This is a genomic window from Bacteroides sp. NSJ-39, from assembly GCF_014287315.1.
Lineage (GTDB): Bacteria > Bacteroidota > Bacteroidia > Bacteroidales > Bacteroidaceae > Bacteroides > Bacteroides finegoldii.
Map to the genome: position 1 here is coordinate 69,775 of NZ_JACOOB010000015.1, position 15,955 is coordinate 85,729.

14 protein-coding genes are annotated in these 15,955 nt (G+C 45.6%); 12 read left to right on the forward strand and 2 right to left on the reverse strand.

What is annotated here, in order from left to right:
- Positions 1-56: 56 nt before the first annotated feature.
- On the reverse strand, positions 57-2,615 hold the full coding sequence (locus H8S63_RS15385; protein WP_186927293.1) for a bifunctional UDP-N-acetylmuramoyl-tripeptide:D-alanyl-D-alanine ligase/alanine racemase: 2,559 nt from the start codon (positions 2,613-2,615) through the stop codon (positions 57-59).
- Positions 2,591-3,580, reverse strand: a complete 990-nt coding sequence (locus H8S63_RS15390; RefSeq protein WP_186927312.1) for a GSCFA domain-containing protein — start codon at positions 3,578-3,580, stop codon at positions 2,591-2,593. The genes H8S63_RS15385 and H8S63_RS15390 overlap by 25 nt, the downstream gene beginning before the upstream one ends.
- An 82-nt stretch (positions 3,581-3,662) precedes the next feature.
- On the opposite strand from H8S63_RS15390, the gene dxs reads away from it, so the two are divergent.
- The 12 genes from dxs (at position 3,663) to nuoL (ending at position 15,938) form a co-directional block, all read left to right on the forward strand.
- Positions 3,663-5,567 carry a 1-deoxy-D-xylulose-5-phosphate synthase gene (gene dxs / locus H8S63_RS15395; RefSeq protein ID WP_186927294.1) on the forward strand — a complete coding sequence of 635 codons (1,905 nt, stop codon included), beginning with the start codon at positions 3,663-3,665 and terminating at the stop codon, positions 5,565-5,567.
- 1 nt (position 5,568) lies between these two features.
- On the forward strand, positions 5,569-6,909 hold the full coding sequence (trkA, locus tag H8S63_RS15400) for a Trk system potassium transporter TrkA (protein WP_186927295.1): 1,341 nt from the start codon (positions 5,569-5,571) through the stop codon (positions 6,907-6,909).
- A gap of 36 nt (positions 6,910-6,945) precedes the next feature.
- Entirely contained in the window at positions 6,946-8,397 is a 1,452-nt protein-coding gene (locus H8S63_RS15405) for a TrkH family potassium uptake protein (RefSeq protein WP_007751181.1), read from the forward strand.
- 110 nt (positions 8,398-8,507) lie between these two features.
- Positions 8,508-8,885: a hypothetical protein gene (locus H8S63_RS15410; RefSeq protein WP_186927296.1), complete on the forward strand. Its 378-nt coding sequence runs from the start codon at positions 8,508-8,510 to the stop codon at positions 8,883-8,885.
- Between the two features lie 118 nt (positions 8,886-9,003).
- Positions 9,004-9,354 carry an NADH-quinone oxidoreductase subunit A gene (locus tag H8S63_RS15415; RefSeq protein WP_007751185.1) on the forward strand — a complete coding sequence of 117 codons (351 nt, stop codon included), beginning with the start codon at positions 9,004-9,006 and terminating at the stop codon, positions 9,352-9,354.
- Entirely contained in the window at positions 9,345-9,947 is a 603-nt protein-coding gene (locus tag H8S63_RS15420; RefSeq protein WP_007751187.1) for an NADH-quinone oxidoreductase subunit B, read from the forward strand. The genes H8S63_RS15415 and H8S63_RS15420 overlap by 10 nt, the downstream gene beginning before the upstream one ends.
- A 17-nt stretch (positions 9,948-9,964) precedes the next feature.
- Complete coding sequence (locus H8S63_RS15425) at positions 9,965-11,557, forward strand: NADH-quinone oxidoreductase subunit D (RefSeq protein WP_186927297.1); 1,593 nt, start codon at positions 9,965-9,967, stop codon at positions 11,555-11,557.
- A gap of 25 nt (positions 11,558-11,582) precedes the next feature.
- Positions 11,583-12,659: an NADH-quinone oxidoreductase subunit NuoH gene (nuoH, locus tag H8S63_RS15430; protein WP_186927298.1), complete on the forward strand. Its 1,077-nt coding sequence runs from the start codon at positions 11,583-11,585 to the stop codon at positions 12,657-12,659.
- Between the two features lie 7 nt (positions 12,660-12,666).
- Complete coding sequence (locus H8S63_RS15435; protein ID WP_007751191.1) at positions 12,667-13,155, forward strand: 4Fe-4S dicluster domain-containing protein; 489 nt, start codon at positions 12,667-12,669, stop codon at positions 13,153-13,155.
- 2 nt (positions 13,156-13,157) lie between these two features.
- Positions 13,158-13,670, forward strand: a complete 513-nt coding sequence (locus tag H8S63_RS15440) for an NADH-quinone oxidoreductase subunit J (RefSeq protein WP_007751193.1) — start codon at positions 13,158-13,160, stop codon at positions 13,668-13,670.
- A gap of 30 nt (positions 13,671-13,700) precedes the next feature.
- Complete coding sequence (gene nuoK, locus H8S63_RS15445) at positions 13,701-14,009, forward strand: NADH-quinone oxidoreductase subunit NuoK (protein WP_007751196.1); 309 nt, start codon at positions 13,701-13,703, stop codon at positions 14,007-14,009.
- 39 nt (positions 14,010-14,048) lie between these two features.
- On the forward strand, positions 14,049-15,938 hold the full coding sequence (nuoL, locus tag H8S63_RS15450; protein ID WP_007751198.1) for an NADH-quinone oxidoreductase subunit L: 1,890 nt from the start codon (positions 14,049-14,051) through the stop codon (positions 15,936-15,938).
- The last annotated feature ends 17 nt before the right edge of the window (positions 15,939-15,955 follow it).

Consider the following 15,955-nt stretch of genomic DNA (forward strand, 5'->3'; position numbering starts at 1 on the left):
GTATCCTCAGTATCTGATTTGTATCTTTGAAAAAACTCCGTGTCCTCTGTGGTGAACTAATCCTGATAATATATCCGTTTCACCCGCGTCGATATGCTAGTCAGCACTTCGTACGGAATCGTATCCAGCTTGTCGGACAATACTGTGATCGGCAGGTCGTCACCGAAGATTATAGCTTGGTCACCTTCACGGCAGTCGATGTCCGTAACGTCTATCATACAGACATCCATGCAGATATTGCCCACATAAGGGGCTTTCTTGCCGTTCACCAGACAGTAAGCATTTCCACGCCCCAAGTGTCGGTTCAGGCCATCGGCATAACCGATAGGGATAGCGGCTATACGGGACGGACGTATCAAGTGTCCCATCCGGCTATATCCCACCGTATCTTCTTCGGGGACATCCCGAATCTGAAGTATGGTTGTCTTGAGCGTGCTGACATTATGTATAATCGAGTTGTCTATCGGACTCACTCCGTAAAGTCCGATACCTAGCCGTACCATGTCAAACTGTGCTCCGGGAAAACGCTCGATTCCTGCCGTATTGCAGATATGGCGTAAAATCTTATGCGAGAAAGCCGCCTGCAATTCTTGCGAGCCTTTTTCAAACAATTCGATTTGCTGCCGGGTGAAAGCGTCAAATTGAGGAGAATCACTGCCTACGAAATGAGAGAATACCGAACGGGGAATTACCGCATTCTGATTCTTCAAGCGACGGATAAGCAAGGGAATATCTTCCGCTTCAAAACCCAGCCGATGCATTCCCGTATCCAGTTTCACATGAATAGGGAAATTGGTGATCCCTTCCTTTTCTGCGGCTTTAATCAGCGCATCAAGCAAATGGAAATTATAAACTTCCGGCTCCAGTTTATAGTCAAACATCGTTTTGAACGCTGTAAGCTCCGGATCCATGATGATGATAGAGGACGTGATACCCGCTTTGCGCAGTTCGGAACCTTCATCGGCTACCGCCACAGCCAAGTAGTCAACATGATGTTCCTGCAAAGTCTTGGCTATCTCGTATGAACCGGCTCCGTATGCCGACGCCTTCACCATGCAGATCATTTTCGTCTCAGGATGGCGCAACATGGAGCGGTAATGATTCAAGTTCTCCACCATCGCGCCTAGATTTACTTCCAATATCGTTTCATGCACTTTCAGTTCGAGCGCTTCGGACACCAGATCAAAGTTGAACACACGAGAACCCTTTATCAGAATCACTTCCGAATGAAGGGATTTGAGCAGTTCTGATTTAAGAAGCGCTTCGGTATTAGGGAAGAAATAACGTTCTATCCCGTCGTCAAAACGAGCGGCACACGAAGAGATTTCCGGCCCTACTCCTATCAATTTATCAATACCCCGACTCTGCACCAATTGGGCTACACGCCGATAAAGCGTGGCAGTACTCTGTCCTGTTTCCAGAATATCCGACAGAATCAGCGTACGTTTCAGTCCTTTCTTTTCAGAACGGCGCACCAGGAAGTCAAGAGCTATATCCAGAGAGGCCAGATCCGAATTATAGCTATCATTAATCAATAGGCAGTTATTCTTTCCCTCTTTCACTTCAAGGCGCATGGCAATCGGTTCGAGGCGTGCCATGCGTTCCGTTATCTGATCGGCGGGAGTCATCAAGTAAAGGCAGGCAGCCAAGCAGTTTAGTACGTTTTCGATGGAGGCGTCGTCGATGAAAGGAATACAGAAAGTGTTATCCATATTCAGATAACGGTAAGCAATAACGGTATGGTCTTCTTTCTTTGTCACACGGCTGATGTACAAGGGACGTTCAATATCCGTACGGCTCCAGGCAATCTCACGTGCAGTCAGCATTGATTTCGCCACACAATTGCTAATCAACTCATTATCACCATCATAAATCACGACATCACAATCTTTGAAAAGGGTTAGCTTTTCCATGCACTTCTCCTGCAATGAAAAAAAGTTCTCTTGATGAGCACCACCGATATTCGTCAGAATACCGATAGAAGGCTTTATCATCCGTTTCAATGCCCCCATTTCCCCCATCTCAGAAATACCCGCCTCGAAAATTCCCAATTCTGCTTCTTCGGAAAGTTGCCACACAGACAATGGAACACCAATCTGCGAATTATAACTACGCGGAGAACGGACGATACAACGGTCCGGACTCAGCAATTGGTGCAACCACTCTTTCACAATGGTTTTTCCATTGCTTCCGGTGATACCGATTACAGGAATATTAAACTTCTCCCGATGTACCTCAGCCAGTTTCTGCAATGCTTTCAGAGGGTTGGGAACGATGAGGAAATTGAGAGTTGAGGGGAAATTGAGAGTTGAGAGTTGAGAATTGAGAATTGGCTGCGCATCATCATCCTGCATAGCACTCTCAATTCTCAACTCTCCATTCTCAACTTGTTTAAACTCTTCCTCGGAGATCACAAAGTTTCGGACACCCCGGTCGTACAGTTCGGGGATGTAGCGGACTCCACTATTGCGTTTGGTGGTTAATGCAAAGAAAAGGGTTTCTTCCGGAAAACTCAGGGAACGGCTATCTGTTAAGAGCCAATCGATAGTCGCTTCATATTCACCCACACGGCGGGCACCGATACTTTGGGCTATGGATTCAATCGCGTATGACATAGTTCTGTTTCTTTTTGAAAATCTAAGTACGGGTATTTTCTGATAAGTCGTTCTATTTTTAACACTATTTGTCCTAAAAAGCGTTGATACGCTTCGGACCCGGGATGAAAGGGCTTGTGCGCCAAGTCCCGGCGGATGTCTTCTACTTCGCGGATAACCTGCTTTGTTTCAGCGGAAAAGAAGGTTTCGGAAAAGCGTTCCCAAAGGTAATGGACCGCCAACGGAGACGGATGCAACATATCATCCGCATAGAAGCGATAATCGCGTAATTCATCCAATACGATTTCATAAGAGGGGAAGTAGAAAACTTGTTCCGGGAACGATTGCTGCAACCGGTCGACGGCCAGCAACAAAGTCGATTTACTCAATTGGTTGGCGTGCATTCCATCCCGGATATGACGGATGGGACTGACTGTAAACAAGAATTTCAAGGTTGCATTGCAAGCAGCCATATCGGTAATCAATGAAGTGTATTCATCTACTATTTCATCCACAGACAAAAGTCGGCGATTAAAATCATTCTCCGGTAATTTATGACAATTGGAGACTACCTTTCCTGTCTCTTTTGCTTCATAAACATAAGCCGTTCCGAAAGTCAACATCAGCCAATCAAGCTTCGGCACAGTCTGATGGGCTTGCAGCAAACGGGCATTGATATTCTGCAACGTAGCCTCTGGAGTAGTAGCCGAAAAAGAGCCATGATGCATAGTACTATGCCACAGCCCTCTATAAGCAAACAAATCTTTCTCCGTATATTCTTTTTTTGTAATAATCTCTTTCAAAGCTGAGGATATGGACAAAGGATTATACAGAATTCCGAAAGGATTCAAATCCAGTTGAAACTTGGCCTCTGTCAAGAAAGTTCCCATATTCTCAGCAAAACAAGATCCCATCAAAAGAATAGGAGATATATGGCTGATAGGCGGCAGTCCGACCGGCAATCCCACAGATGTTTGAAAGTTCATCATGATTTTCCTACATTTTATTACGTTTCGTGGGCAAAAGTATACTTTCTTTTCGTATTTTTGCGCTAAATTTCCTCGAATCATGAAGAATGAACCGATATATAACTTGCTAAATGCTATTAATTACCCCGAAGACCTACGAAAACTAGACGTAGACCAACTGCCGGAAGTATGCGATGAACTAAGGCAAGACATTATTAAAGAGCTCTGCTGCAACCCGGGACATTTTGCTGCCAGTCTGGGGACGGTGGAATTGACTGTAGCCTTACACTATGTTTACAATACGCCATACGACCGTATTGTATGGGATGTGGGACATCAGGCGTACGGCCACAAAATTCTGACAGGGCGTCGCGAGGCTTTTTCCACGAACCGCAAATTTGGGGGAATCCGCCCTTTCCCGTCACCGGAAGAAAGTGAATATGATACTTTCACTTGCGGACATGCTTCCAATTCCATCTCTGCTGCTCTCGGCATGGCTGTAGCTGCTGCCCGGAAAGGAGAAACCCAACGTCATGTCGTAGCCATCATTGGCGATGGTTCGATGAGTGGCGGACTGGCTTTTGAAGGACTTAACAACGCATCCACTACGCCTAATAACCTGCTGATTATCCTGAATGACAACGATATGGCAATTGACCGTAGCGTGGGAGGAATGAAACAATATCTTTTCAATCTGACAACCTCCAACCGTTACAACCAATTGCGTTTCAAACTTTCACGGATGTTGTTCAAGCTCGGTATTCTGAATGAAGAACGTCGCAAAGCGCTGATACGTTTCGGCAATAGCTTGAAATCGATGGCTGCCCAACAACAGAATATTTTCGAAGGGATGAATATCCGTTACTTCGGTCCGATAGACGGGCACGACGTGAAGAACCTAGCCCGGGTGTTGCATGATATTAAAGATTTGCAAGGTCCCAAAATCCTTCATCTGCACACAATCAAAGGAAAAGGATTTGCACCGGCAGAAGAACACGCTACCGAATGGCATGCTCCGGGCAAGTTCGATCCTGTCACCGGCGAACGTTTCATAGCCAACACGGAGGGAATGCCTCCTCTCTTTCAGGAGGTATTCGGTCATACCCTAGTGGAGCTTGCAGAAGCTAATCCAAAGATTGTCGGTGTGACCCCCGCCATGCCCAGCGGTTGTTCGATGAATATTCTTATGGAGAAAATGCCCGAACGCGCGTTCGATGTCGGTATCGCCGAAGGACACGCCGTTACCTTCTCCGGAGGAATGGCTAAAGACGGGATGTTGCCATTCTGTAATATCTATTCCTCGTTTATGCAACGGGCGTATGATAATATGATCCACGATGTAGCCATACAAAATCTTTCCGTTATATTGTGTCTCGACCGTGCCGGACTTGTCGGCGAAGACGGTCCGACTCATCACGGAGCTTTCGATATGGCTTATTTGCGTCCGATACCCAACCTGACCATCTCCTCCCCAATGGATGAACATGAATTGCGCCGATTGATGTACACAGCACAACTGCCGGATAAAGGTCCGTTTGTGATCCGTTATCCGCGAGGACGCGGGGTAGTGGTTGACTGGAAATGTCCGTTGGAAGAAATCCCGGTAGGAAAAGGTAGGAAACTGAAAGATGGTGACAACCTTGCGGTTATAACAATCGGCCCGATAGGCAACACTGCCGCCCGTGCCATTTCCCGTGCTGAATCGGAACTGGGCAAGTCTATCGCTCATTACGACTTACGTTTCCTGAAGCCTTTGGATGAAAGGCTATTACATGAAATCGGACGGAAGCATCAACGTATCCTCACCATCGAGGACGGTATCATCAAAGGTGGTATGGGTAGTGCGATTCTTGAATTTATGGCCGACAATGAATATAAGCCGACCTTAAAACGTATCGGCATTCCTAATATATTTGTGGAACATGGTTCAGTTGCAGAGCTGTATCATTTATGCGGTATGGACGAAGAAGGTATTCTGACTAAAATAAAAGAATTTATCAACTGACATGAAGATCATTATTGCCGGTGCCGGCAACGTAGGCACCCATTTGGCCAAATTGTTATCGCGTGAAAAGCAAGATATTATCTTGATGGATGATGACGAAGAGAAGCTAAGCGCTCTCAGCTCTAACTTCGACTTGCTGACAGTTGCCGCCTCTCCTTCTTCCATTTCCGGACTAAAGGAGGTGGGTGTCAAAGAGGCCGATCTGTTTATCGCAGTCACTCCGGATGAGAGCCGCAATATGACTGCCTGTATGCTGGCTACCAACTTGGGAGCAAAGAAGACAGTAGCGCGTATCGACAACTACGAATATCTTCTGCCTAAAAACAAAGAGTTCTTCCAAAAACTGGGAGTAGATTCATTGATCTATCCGGAAATGTTGGCTGCTAAAGAGATTGTATCTTCCATGCGTATGAGCTGGGTACGTCAATGGTGGGAGTTTTGCGGAGGAGCACTCGTGCTGATCGGTACAAAGATGCGTAAGAAAGCGGAAATTCTAAATATTCCCCTACATCAGTTAGGCGGTCCCACCATTCCATATCACGTAGTAGCCATCAAACGTGGAACGGAAACCATTATCCCGCGCGGAGACGATGTAATCAAACTAAATGATATTGTTTACTTCACCACTACCCGCAAATATATTCCTTATATACGTAAGATAGCCGGGAAAGAGGATTATGCCGACGTGCGTAATGTAATGATTATGGGTGGAAGCCGCATCGCTGTCCGTACCGCCCAATATGTGCCGGACTATATGCAAGTGAAAATCGTCGATAATGATATCAATCGTTGCAACCGACTGACCGAATTATTGGATGACAAGACGATGATTATCAACGGGGACGGCCGTGACATGGATCTTCTTATTGAAGAAGGGCTGAAAAACACAGAAGCCTTCGTTGCCCTGACCGGGAATTCCGAAACCAACATCCTTGCCTGTCTCGCCGCCAAACGCATGGGAGTGGAAAAGACTGTTGCGGAGGTGGAGAATATCGACTATATCGGTATGGCGGAAAGTCTCGACATCGGCACGGTTATCAATAAAAAAATGATCGCCGCCAGCCACATCTACCAGATGATGCTGGATGCTGATGTGTCTAATGTAAAATGCCTGACATTCGCCAATGCGGATGTTGCAGAGTTTACCGTTCCCGCCGGAGCTAAGATAACCAAGCATTTGATCAAAGACTTAGGGCTTCCGAAAGGAACTACCATCGGAGGTATGATCCGTAATGGAGAGGGAATACTGGTAACCGGTGATACGTTGGTTCAACCGGGTGACCACGTAGTGGTGTTCTGCCTGAGTATGATGATTAAGAAAATTGAGAAGTTCTTTAATTAAATTCTTTAATTAGATAGTAAGTATCAGGTAATTGTTATGATTAACTCGAAGATGATATTCCGGATTCTAGGCTTTCTGCTTCTGATAGAAACAGCCATGTTACTATGCTGCGGAGGTGTCTCGCTCTTCTATGAAGAAGGGGATTTAAAAAGTTTCCTAATCTCATCAGCTCTTTCTGCCGGTATAGGCGTTGTATTGCTCGCCATCGGCAAAGGGGCGGAAAAATCACTCAACCGACGTGACGGATATGTCATTGTCAGTGTGGCGTGGGTTACATTTTCCCTTTTCGGGATGTTACCTTATTATATAGGAGGATATATTCCCAATGTCGCCGACGCATTCTTCGAGACAATGTCCGGATTCAGCAGTACCGGTGCCACTATCTTGAACAATATCGAATCAATGCCTCACGGAATCCTATTCTGGCGTGCAATGACGCAATGGATAGGTGGTTTGGGAATTGTATTCTTCACCATTGCCGTTCTACCGATTTTCGGTGTGGGAGGTATCCAGGTATTTGCAGCGGAAGCCAGCGGACCAACGCATGACAAAGTGCATCCCCGTATTGGTGTCACCGCCAAATGGATATGGGGAATCTATGCCGGAATGACGGGAACTCTGATTATATTACTGACAGTGGGAGGCATGAGCATATTTGACAGTGTATGTCATGCTTTCACAACAACCAGTACAGGTGGCTTTTCCACCAAACAGGCCAGTATCGAGTATTACCATTCGCCTTATATAGATTATGTAATCTCTATTTTCATGTTCCTTTCAGGTATCAACTTTACGTTGCTACTGCTCATGTTCAATGGTAAAATAAAGAAGTTCATCCATGATGCGGAACTGAAATTCTATTTCCTATGCGTATCTTTCTTCACCATATTCATTGCAGTCTGGCTCTATCAGACTTCTCCGATGAGCGTAGAAGAAGCATTCCGCAAATCCCTCTTCCAAGTTATTTCACTACAGACTTCGACAGGATTCGCCACAGCCGACTATATGCTCTGGCCTTCTATTCTTTGGGGGTGTCTCCTTATCGTAATGATCATCGGAGCCTGCGCAGGCAGTACAACCGGAGGTATCAAATGTATCCGCATGGTGATCCTCTTCAAGGTAGTAAAAAATGAATTCAAACATATCCTGCATCCCAATGCCGTACTTCCGGTACGTGTGAACAAACAGGTTATCTCCCCTTCCATCCAATCTACAGTATTGGCCTTCACCTTTTTGTACGCGGTAATTTCTATTATCAGCATACTCATTATGATGGGGCTGGGAGTCGGTTTTCTGGAATCAATCGGAACGGTTATCTCAAGTATGGGTAATATGGGACCGGGACTCGGTACATGCGGTCCGGCCTTCTCATGGAGTGAATTGCCTGATGCCGCCAAATGGCTGCTTTCTTTTTTAATGCTCTTGGGACGTTTGGAATTGTTTACAGTATTATTGCTTTTCACTTCCGACTTTTGGAAGAAGAACTAAACAAAGATTGATATAAATCAACCGGAGTGCTAAAAAAACCTTTTTTGCCACCCCGACTTTGCAAAAAGTATAAATATTAGTTCTATATTTGCAGCCATTAAAAGAGAAAGATGAAACAAAGCTTAAAATTCGGACTACTTTTGGTACTGGCTTTGCTCATTCATTGCGCTACAGACGGGGCAATGGAAAACAATAGCAAAGCTTCCTCCCCGACTTATCGGCAGGAGAAGTGCTATGTGTCTCAGGACTGTCCGGTACATAATGCTTTGGAACGCCTTTACCATCTTTATTCCACCCAATCCTGCGATATGAATCATACGGACATCGCACATGTTCCGGCAGATAAAAGTATACTGTTGCTGATCACTTACTTTTGCGAACATTATAAATTCCAAAGTCCGCCTCTCTCATCTTCGCTTCACTCTTCCGAATATTTCTACGATCCTATCTCCTATTATATATATGGGTTAAGAAAGATTGTGGTTTAGCCGACGGTACAGTCGGCACTTTCATTCGTCATCTCTTACAGTTGGTTTTATCCCCCAGAGGGTGGACAAACTAATTGTTTATTTCTATATAATATTCAATCTAAACAGCTATTGAATTATGAATTTTACATTTTTAGTTGTTGTTTTACTGACAGCGCTTGCTTTTGTCGGTGTGGTGATAGCTCTTTCACGCGCTATCTCTCCCCGTTCGTACAACGCACAAAAATTCGAGGCTTACGAATGTGGTATCCCGACACGTGGTAAATCATGGATGCAGTTCCGTGTGGGCTATTACCTGTTTGCCATCCTGTTCCTGATGTTCGACGTTGAAACAGCTTTTCTGTTTCCATGGGCAGTGGTCATGCAAGATTTAGGCCCGCAGGGACTTGTTAGTATTCTCTTCTTCTTTATTATCTTAGTTCTGGGCCTTGCGTATGCCTGGAGGAAAGGAGCTTTGGAATGGAAATAACCAAAAAGCCCAAAATAAAATCAATTCCTTATGAGGAGTTCATTGACAATGAATCATTGGAAAAGTTGGTCAAAGAGCTCAATGCCGGAGGGGCAAACATCGCTCTCGGAGTTCTTGACGACTTCATCAACTGGGGACGCAGCAATTCACTGTGGCCGCTTACTTTTGCAACCAGTTGTTGCGGTATCGAATTTATGGCACTGGGTGCCGCCCGTTATGATATGGCCCGCTTCGGGTTTGAAGTAGCCCGTGCCAGTCCGCGTCAGGCTGATATGATTATGGTATGTGGAACAATCACTAATAAGATGGCTCCGGTATTGAAACGACTGTACGATCAAATGCCCGATCCGAAGTATGTAATTGCTGTAGGCGGATGTGCTGTTAGCGGAGGTCCTTTCAAGAAATCCTATCATGTGGTGAATGGAGTAGACAAGATTCTCCCGGTCGATGTATACATTCCCGGATGCCCGCCACGTCCCGAAGCTTTCTATTATGGCATGATGCAATTGCAACGCAAAGTGAAAATAGAACGATTCTTTGGTGGAGTGAACAGAAAAGAGAAGAAGCCGGACTATTTAAATAATGAAGAATAAGGTATTAAAAAGGATTTATGCAAGAAATACAATTTATAGCCCCTGCAGCATTACACGACGAGATGTTGCGCTTGCGAAATGAGAAGCAGATGGACTTTCTCGAAAGCCTTACCGGTATGGACTGGGGAGTGGCAGATGAGAAAGACGCTCCGGAGAAGCTCCGTGGATTAGGCGTAGTCTATCATTTGGAATCTACCGTTACGGGCGAACGGATAGCACTGAAAACTGCGACAACAAACCGCGAACAACCGGAAATCCCGTCTGTCAGCGATATATGGAAAATAGCCGACTTCTATGAACGGGAAGTTTTCGATTACTATGGTATCACCTTTATAGGTCATCCCGATATGCGCCGTCTTTACCTGCGCAATGACTGGGTAGGTCATCCGATGCGCAAAGACAATGATCCAGAAAAAGACAACCCGCTCTGCATGACCAATGAGGAGACGTTCGATACAACTCAAGAAATCGAGCTGAACCCTGACGGAACAATTAAAAACAAAGAAACCAGACTTTTCGGGGAAGAAGAATATGTGGTCAACATCGGTCCGCAGCACCCTGCTACACATGGTGTTATGCGTTTCCGTGTTTCACTAGAAGGTGAGATCATCCGTAAGATTGACGCCAACTGCGGTTATATCCATCGGGGTATCGAAAAGATGAATGAAAGCCTCACTTATCCGCAAACATTGGCCTTGACAGACCGTCTTGACTATCTGGGTGCGCATCAGAATCGTCACGCATTATGTATGTGTATTGAGAAAGCGATGGGGATCGAAGTAAGTGAACGTGTGCAATATATCCGCACGATCATGGACGAATTGCAACGTATTGATTCTCACTTGTTATTCTACTCCTGTCTGGCTATGGACTTAGGAGCCTTGACAGCTTTTTTCTATGGATTCCGCGACCGCGAAAAGATCCTTGATATCTTTGAAGAGACTTGTGGCGGACGTTTGATTATGAACTATAATACGATTGGCGGTGTACAGGCTGACCTTCATCCTAACTTCGTCAAACGAGTAAAAGAGTTCATTCCTTATTTAAGAGGAGTTATCCACGAATACCACGATATATTTACAGGCAATATCATTGCACAAAGCCGTATGAAAGGTGTCGGTATATTGAGTCGTGAAGATGCGATTTCTTTTGGTTGTACGGGAGGTACGGGCCGCGCTTCAGGATGGGCCTGCGATGTACGCAAACGAATGCCATACGGTGTATATGACAAAGTGGATTTCAAGGAAATCATTTATACGGAAGGCGACTGTTTTGCCCGTTATCTGGTACGTATGGACGAAATCATGGAAAGCCTGAATATCATCGAGCAATTGATAGACAATATTCCCGAAGGACCCTATCAGGAAAAGATGAAACCCATCATCCGCGTTCCCGAAGGAAGTTATTATGCCGCCGTGGAAGGAAGTCGCGGTGAGTTCGGTGTATTCCTCGAAAGTCAGGGTGACAAAACCCCTTATCGTCTCCACTACCGTTCTACCGGTTTGCCGCTTGTTGCAGCGATAGACACGATTTGTCGGGGAGCCAAGATAGCCGATTTGATCGCTATTGGCGGAACAATAGACTACGTAGTTCCGGATATAGACCGGTAATCACTAACCACTAAAACACTAAAAAATGTTCGACTTTAGTATAGTTACAAACTGGATACATGAGCTACTCCTCTCCATCATGCCGGAAGGATTGGCCATCTTTATAGAATGTGTGGCTGTCGGTGTGTGCCTTGTTGCATTGTACGCCATCCTCGCCATCATCCTAATCTACATGGAACGTAAGGTTTGCGGTTTCTTCCAATGCCGTCTCGGTCCGAACCGTGTCGGTAAATGGGGTTCTATCCAAGTGGTATGCGACGTGCTGAAAATGCTGACAAAGGAAATCTTCATGCCGAAAGGCGCCGATCATTTCCTCTACAACCTTGCTCCATTTATGGTAATTATCGCTTCATTCCTCACTTTCGCCTGCATTCCTTTCAACAAGGGAGCGGCAATTCTGAATTTCAATGTAGGTGTATTCTTTCTGCTGGCTGCTTCCAGTATCGGTGTGGTCGGTATTTTGCTCGCCGGATGGGGTAGTAACAATAAGTTCTCTCTGATTGGCGCCATGCGAAGCGGAGCGCAAATTATCAGTTATGAACTTTCCGTCGGCATGAGTATCATGACGATGGTAGTACTGATGGGAACCATGCAATTCTCTGAGATTGTGGAAGGACAAGCCAACGGATGGTTTATCTTCAAAGGACATATTCCTGCCGTGATTGCCTTTATCATCTACCTGATTGCCGGAAACGCTGAATGTAACCGTGGTCCGTTCGACCTTCCCGAAGCGGAAAGTGAGCTGACAGCCGGATACCACACCGAATATTCCGGTATGGGTTTCGGTTTCTTCTACTTGGCGGAATACCTGAATCTGTTTATCGTAGCCAGCGTTGCCGCCACTATCTTTTTAGGAGGATGGATGCCGTTGCACATTGTCGGGCTGGATGGATTCAATGCCGTGATGGATTACATTCCCGGTTTCATCTGGTTCTTCGGTAAGGCATTCTTTGTAGTATTCCTGCTGATGTGGATCAAATGGACTTTCCCACGTTTGCGTATCGACCAGATTCTGAATCTGGAATGGAAATATCTGGTTCCTATCTCTATGGTAAACCTATTATTAATGGCATGTTGCGTAGCCTTCGGCCTCCACTTTTGATTAGATTATGGAATATAAAGATAAAAAATATACGTATTTAGGTGGTCTGGTGCATGGCATCAGTACACTGGCAACGGGTATGAAAACCAGTATCAAGGTGTACTTCCGCAAGAAAGTGACCGAGCAATATCCCGAGAACCGTAAGGAACTGAAAATGTTTGACCGGTTTCGCGGAACACTGAACATGCCCCACAATGAGAATAATGAACATCGCTGCGTAGCTTGTGGATTGTGCCAGATGGCTTGTCCGAATGACACTATCAAAGTGACCGGTGAAACAATCGAAACGGAAGACGGCAAAAAGAAGAAAATCCTGGCAAAATACGAATATGACTTAGGATCTTGCATCTTCTGCCAACTTTGTGTGAATGCGTGTCCGCATGACGCCATCACATTCGACCAGAACTTCGAACACGCAGTATTCGACCGGACGAAGCTCGTCTTGCAACTGAACCGTCCCGGCAGTAAAGTAATAGAAAAGAAAAAAGAAGTATAGATATGGGATCAACACTTGAAACAGTAGTATTCTACTTTTTGGCAGCATTTATTATTGCTATGTCCATCATGACGGTGACTACCCAACGCATTGTCCGCTCGGCTACTTACCTGCTCTTCGTGCTTTTCGGCACAGCGGGTATCTACTTCTTGCTGGGCTACACCTTTCTGGGCTCTGTCCAGATTATGGTTTACGCCGGTGGTATCGTTGTGCTTTATGTATTCTCCATCCTGCTGACCAGTGGAGAAGGTGACCGTGCCGAAAGGCTGAAACGAAGCAGGTTTCTGGCAGGACTCTTTACAATGATTGCCGGTCTGGCGATAATCCTGTTTATCACGCTGAAGCATAACTTCATGCAGACAGCCAATCTTGCCCCGCAGGAGATAAACATCCATACGATCGGACACGCTTTGTTGAGTAGCGACAAGTACGGTTATGTACTGCCTTTCGAAGCAGTCAGTATCTTATTGCTGGCCTGTATCATCGGTGGAATCATGATCGCCCGCAAACGTTAATCATTAATCACTAAAAAACGAATCACTGATATGATACACATGGAATATTATCTGGTGGTCTCTACCATCATGATGTTTGCAGGAATCTATGGATTCTTTACCCGCCGCAATACGCTGGCTATCCTGATTTCCGTAGAGTTGATGCTAAACGCTACAGATATCAACTTTGCCGTGTTCAACCGTTTTATCTTTCCGGGAGGAATGGAGGGCTATTTCTTTGCATTGTTTTCCATCGCCATCTCGGCTGCGGAAACCGCAATAGCCATCGCGATTATGATTAACATTTACCGTAACCTCCGAAGCATCCAGGTACGCAATCTGGACGACTTGAAATGGTAAGTATAAGTAATAATAACTCAAGTAATTAAAATAAACTGTATGGAACTAACAATTCTAATACTCCTTCTTCCTTTTTTCTCCTTTCTCCTATTGGGAATCGGGGGAAAATGGATGTCACACCGGACGGCAGGCGCCATCGGTACGTTGGTACTGGGAGCGGTAGCAGTACTGTCTTACGTGACTGCTTTCCAATATTTCTCAGCCCCGCGACTGGAAGACGGAACATTTGCCACATTGATACCTTATAATTTTACGTGGCTACCTTTTACAGAGACGTTACATTTCGATTTGGGCATTCTGCTCGATCCTATATCCGTAATGATGCTGATTGTCATCTCTACCGTGTCGCTAATGGTACACATCTATTCCTTCGGTTACATGAAAGGCGAGATCGGTTTTCAACGTTATTACGCTTTCCTTTCCCTGTTCACCATGTCAATGCTGGGATTGGTAGTAGCTACAAACATTTTCCAGATGTATCTTTTCTGGGAGTTAGTGGGCGTAAGCTCTTATCTATTAATCGGATTCTACTATACAAAACCTGCTGCAATCTCCGCCTCCAAAAAAGCGTTTATTGTCACTCGTTTTGCAGACCTGGGCTTCCTCATCGGTATCCTGATTTACGGATATTACGGAGGAACGTTCGGTTTTACTCCGGATACAGTATCGCTGGTTAGCGGCGGAGCGGCTATGCTTCCATTAGCTCTCGGATTAATGTTCGTAGGTGGTGCCGGAAAGAGTGCGATGTTCCCGCTACATATCTGGTTGCCGGATGCAATGGAAGGTCCTACTCCTGTCAGCGCCTTGATTCATGCGGCTACAATGGTAGTTGCCGGAGTCTATCTGGTGGCACGTATGTTTCCGCTCTTCATCGAATATGCTCCGAATACGTTGCATATGGTTGCCTGGGTAGGTGCAATCACTGCCTTTTATGCAGCAAGTGTAGCCTGTGTACAATCGGATATCAAACGTGTACTCGCATTCTCTACTATCTCGCAGATTGGTTTTATGATGGTGGCTTTAGGGGTTTGTACATCAATGAATCCTCATGAAGGCGGTTTGGGATACATGGCATCCATGTTCCACCTTTTCACGCACGCCATGTTCAAGGCGCTGCTCTTTCTCGGTGCCGGTAGCATTATCCATGCGGTACACTCTAATGAGATGTCGGCTATGGGCGGATTACGCAAATATATGCCGATTACCCATTGGACATTCCTGATTGCTTGTCTCGCCATTGCGGGTATCCCCCCATTCTCGGGTTTCTTCTCGAAAGATGAGATTCTGGCAGCTTGCTTCCAATACAGCTCTGTAATGGGTTGGGTGATGACGGTAATCGCCGCTATGACCGCTTTCTATATGTTCCGCCTTTATTACGGTATCTTCTGGGGAAAAGAGAACAAAGAACTTCATGCGCATCACACTCCCCATGAAAGTCCGTTGGCTATGACTTTCCCATTGATGTTTCTGGCGGCAGTGACTTGTGGAGCCGGATTTATTCCTTTCGGACACTTTATCAGTTCCAACGGTGAATCCTACTCCATTCATCTTGACCCGTCAGTGGCTATCACAAGTGTTGTTATCGCGATTATTTCCATTGCCATCGCGACCTGGATGTATAAGAACGCCAAACAGCCTGTCGCCGATTCGCTGGCTCAACAGTTCAAGGGATTGCATAAGGCTGCCTATCACCGTTTCTATATTGACGAGATATACCAGTTCATTACGCATAAGATTATTTTCCGTTGCATCTCTACTCCTATCGCATGGTGGGACCGTCATGTCGTAGACGGATTCTTCGACTTCCTGGCATGGGCGACGAATGCGACAAGCGATGAGATTCGCGGCCTACAGAGCGGTCAGGTACAACAATATGCGTATGTGTTCCTTTGCGGTGCACTGGCACTTATTCTTCTGCTGGTTCTCTAAACAAGTAATAGTAAATC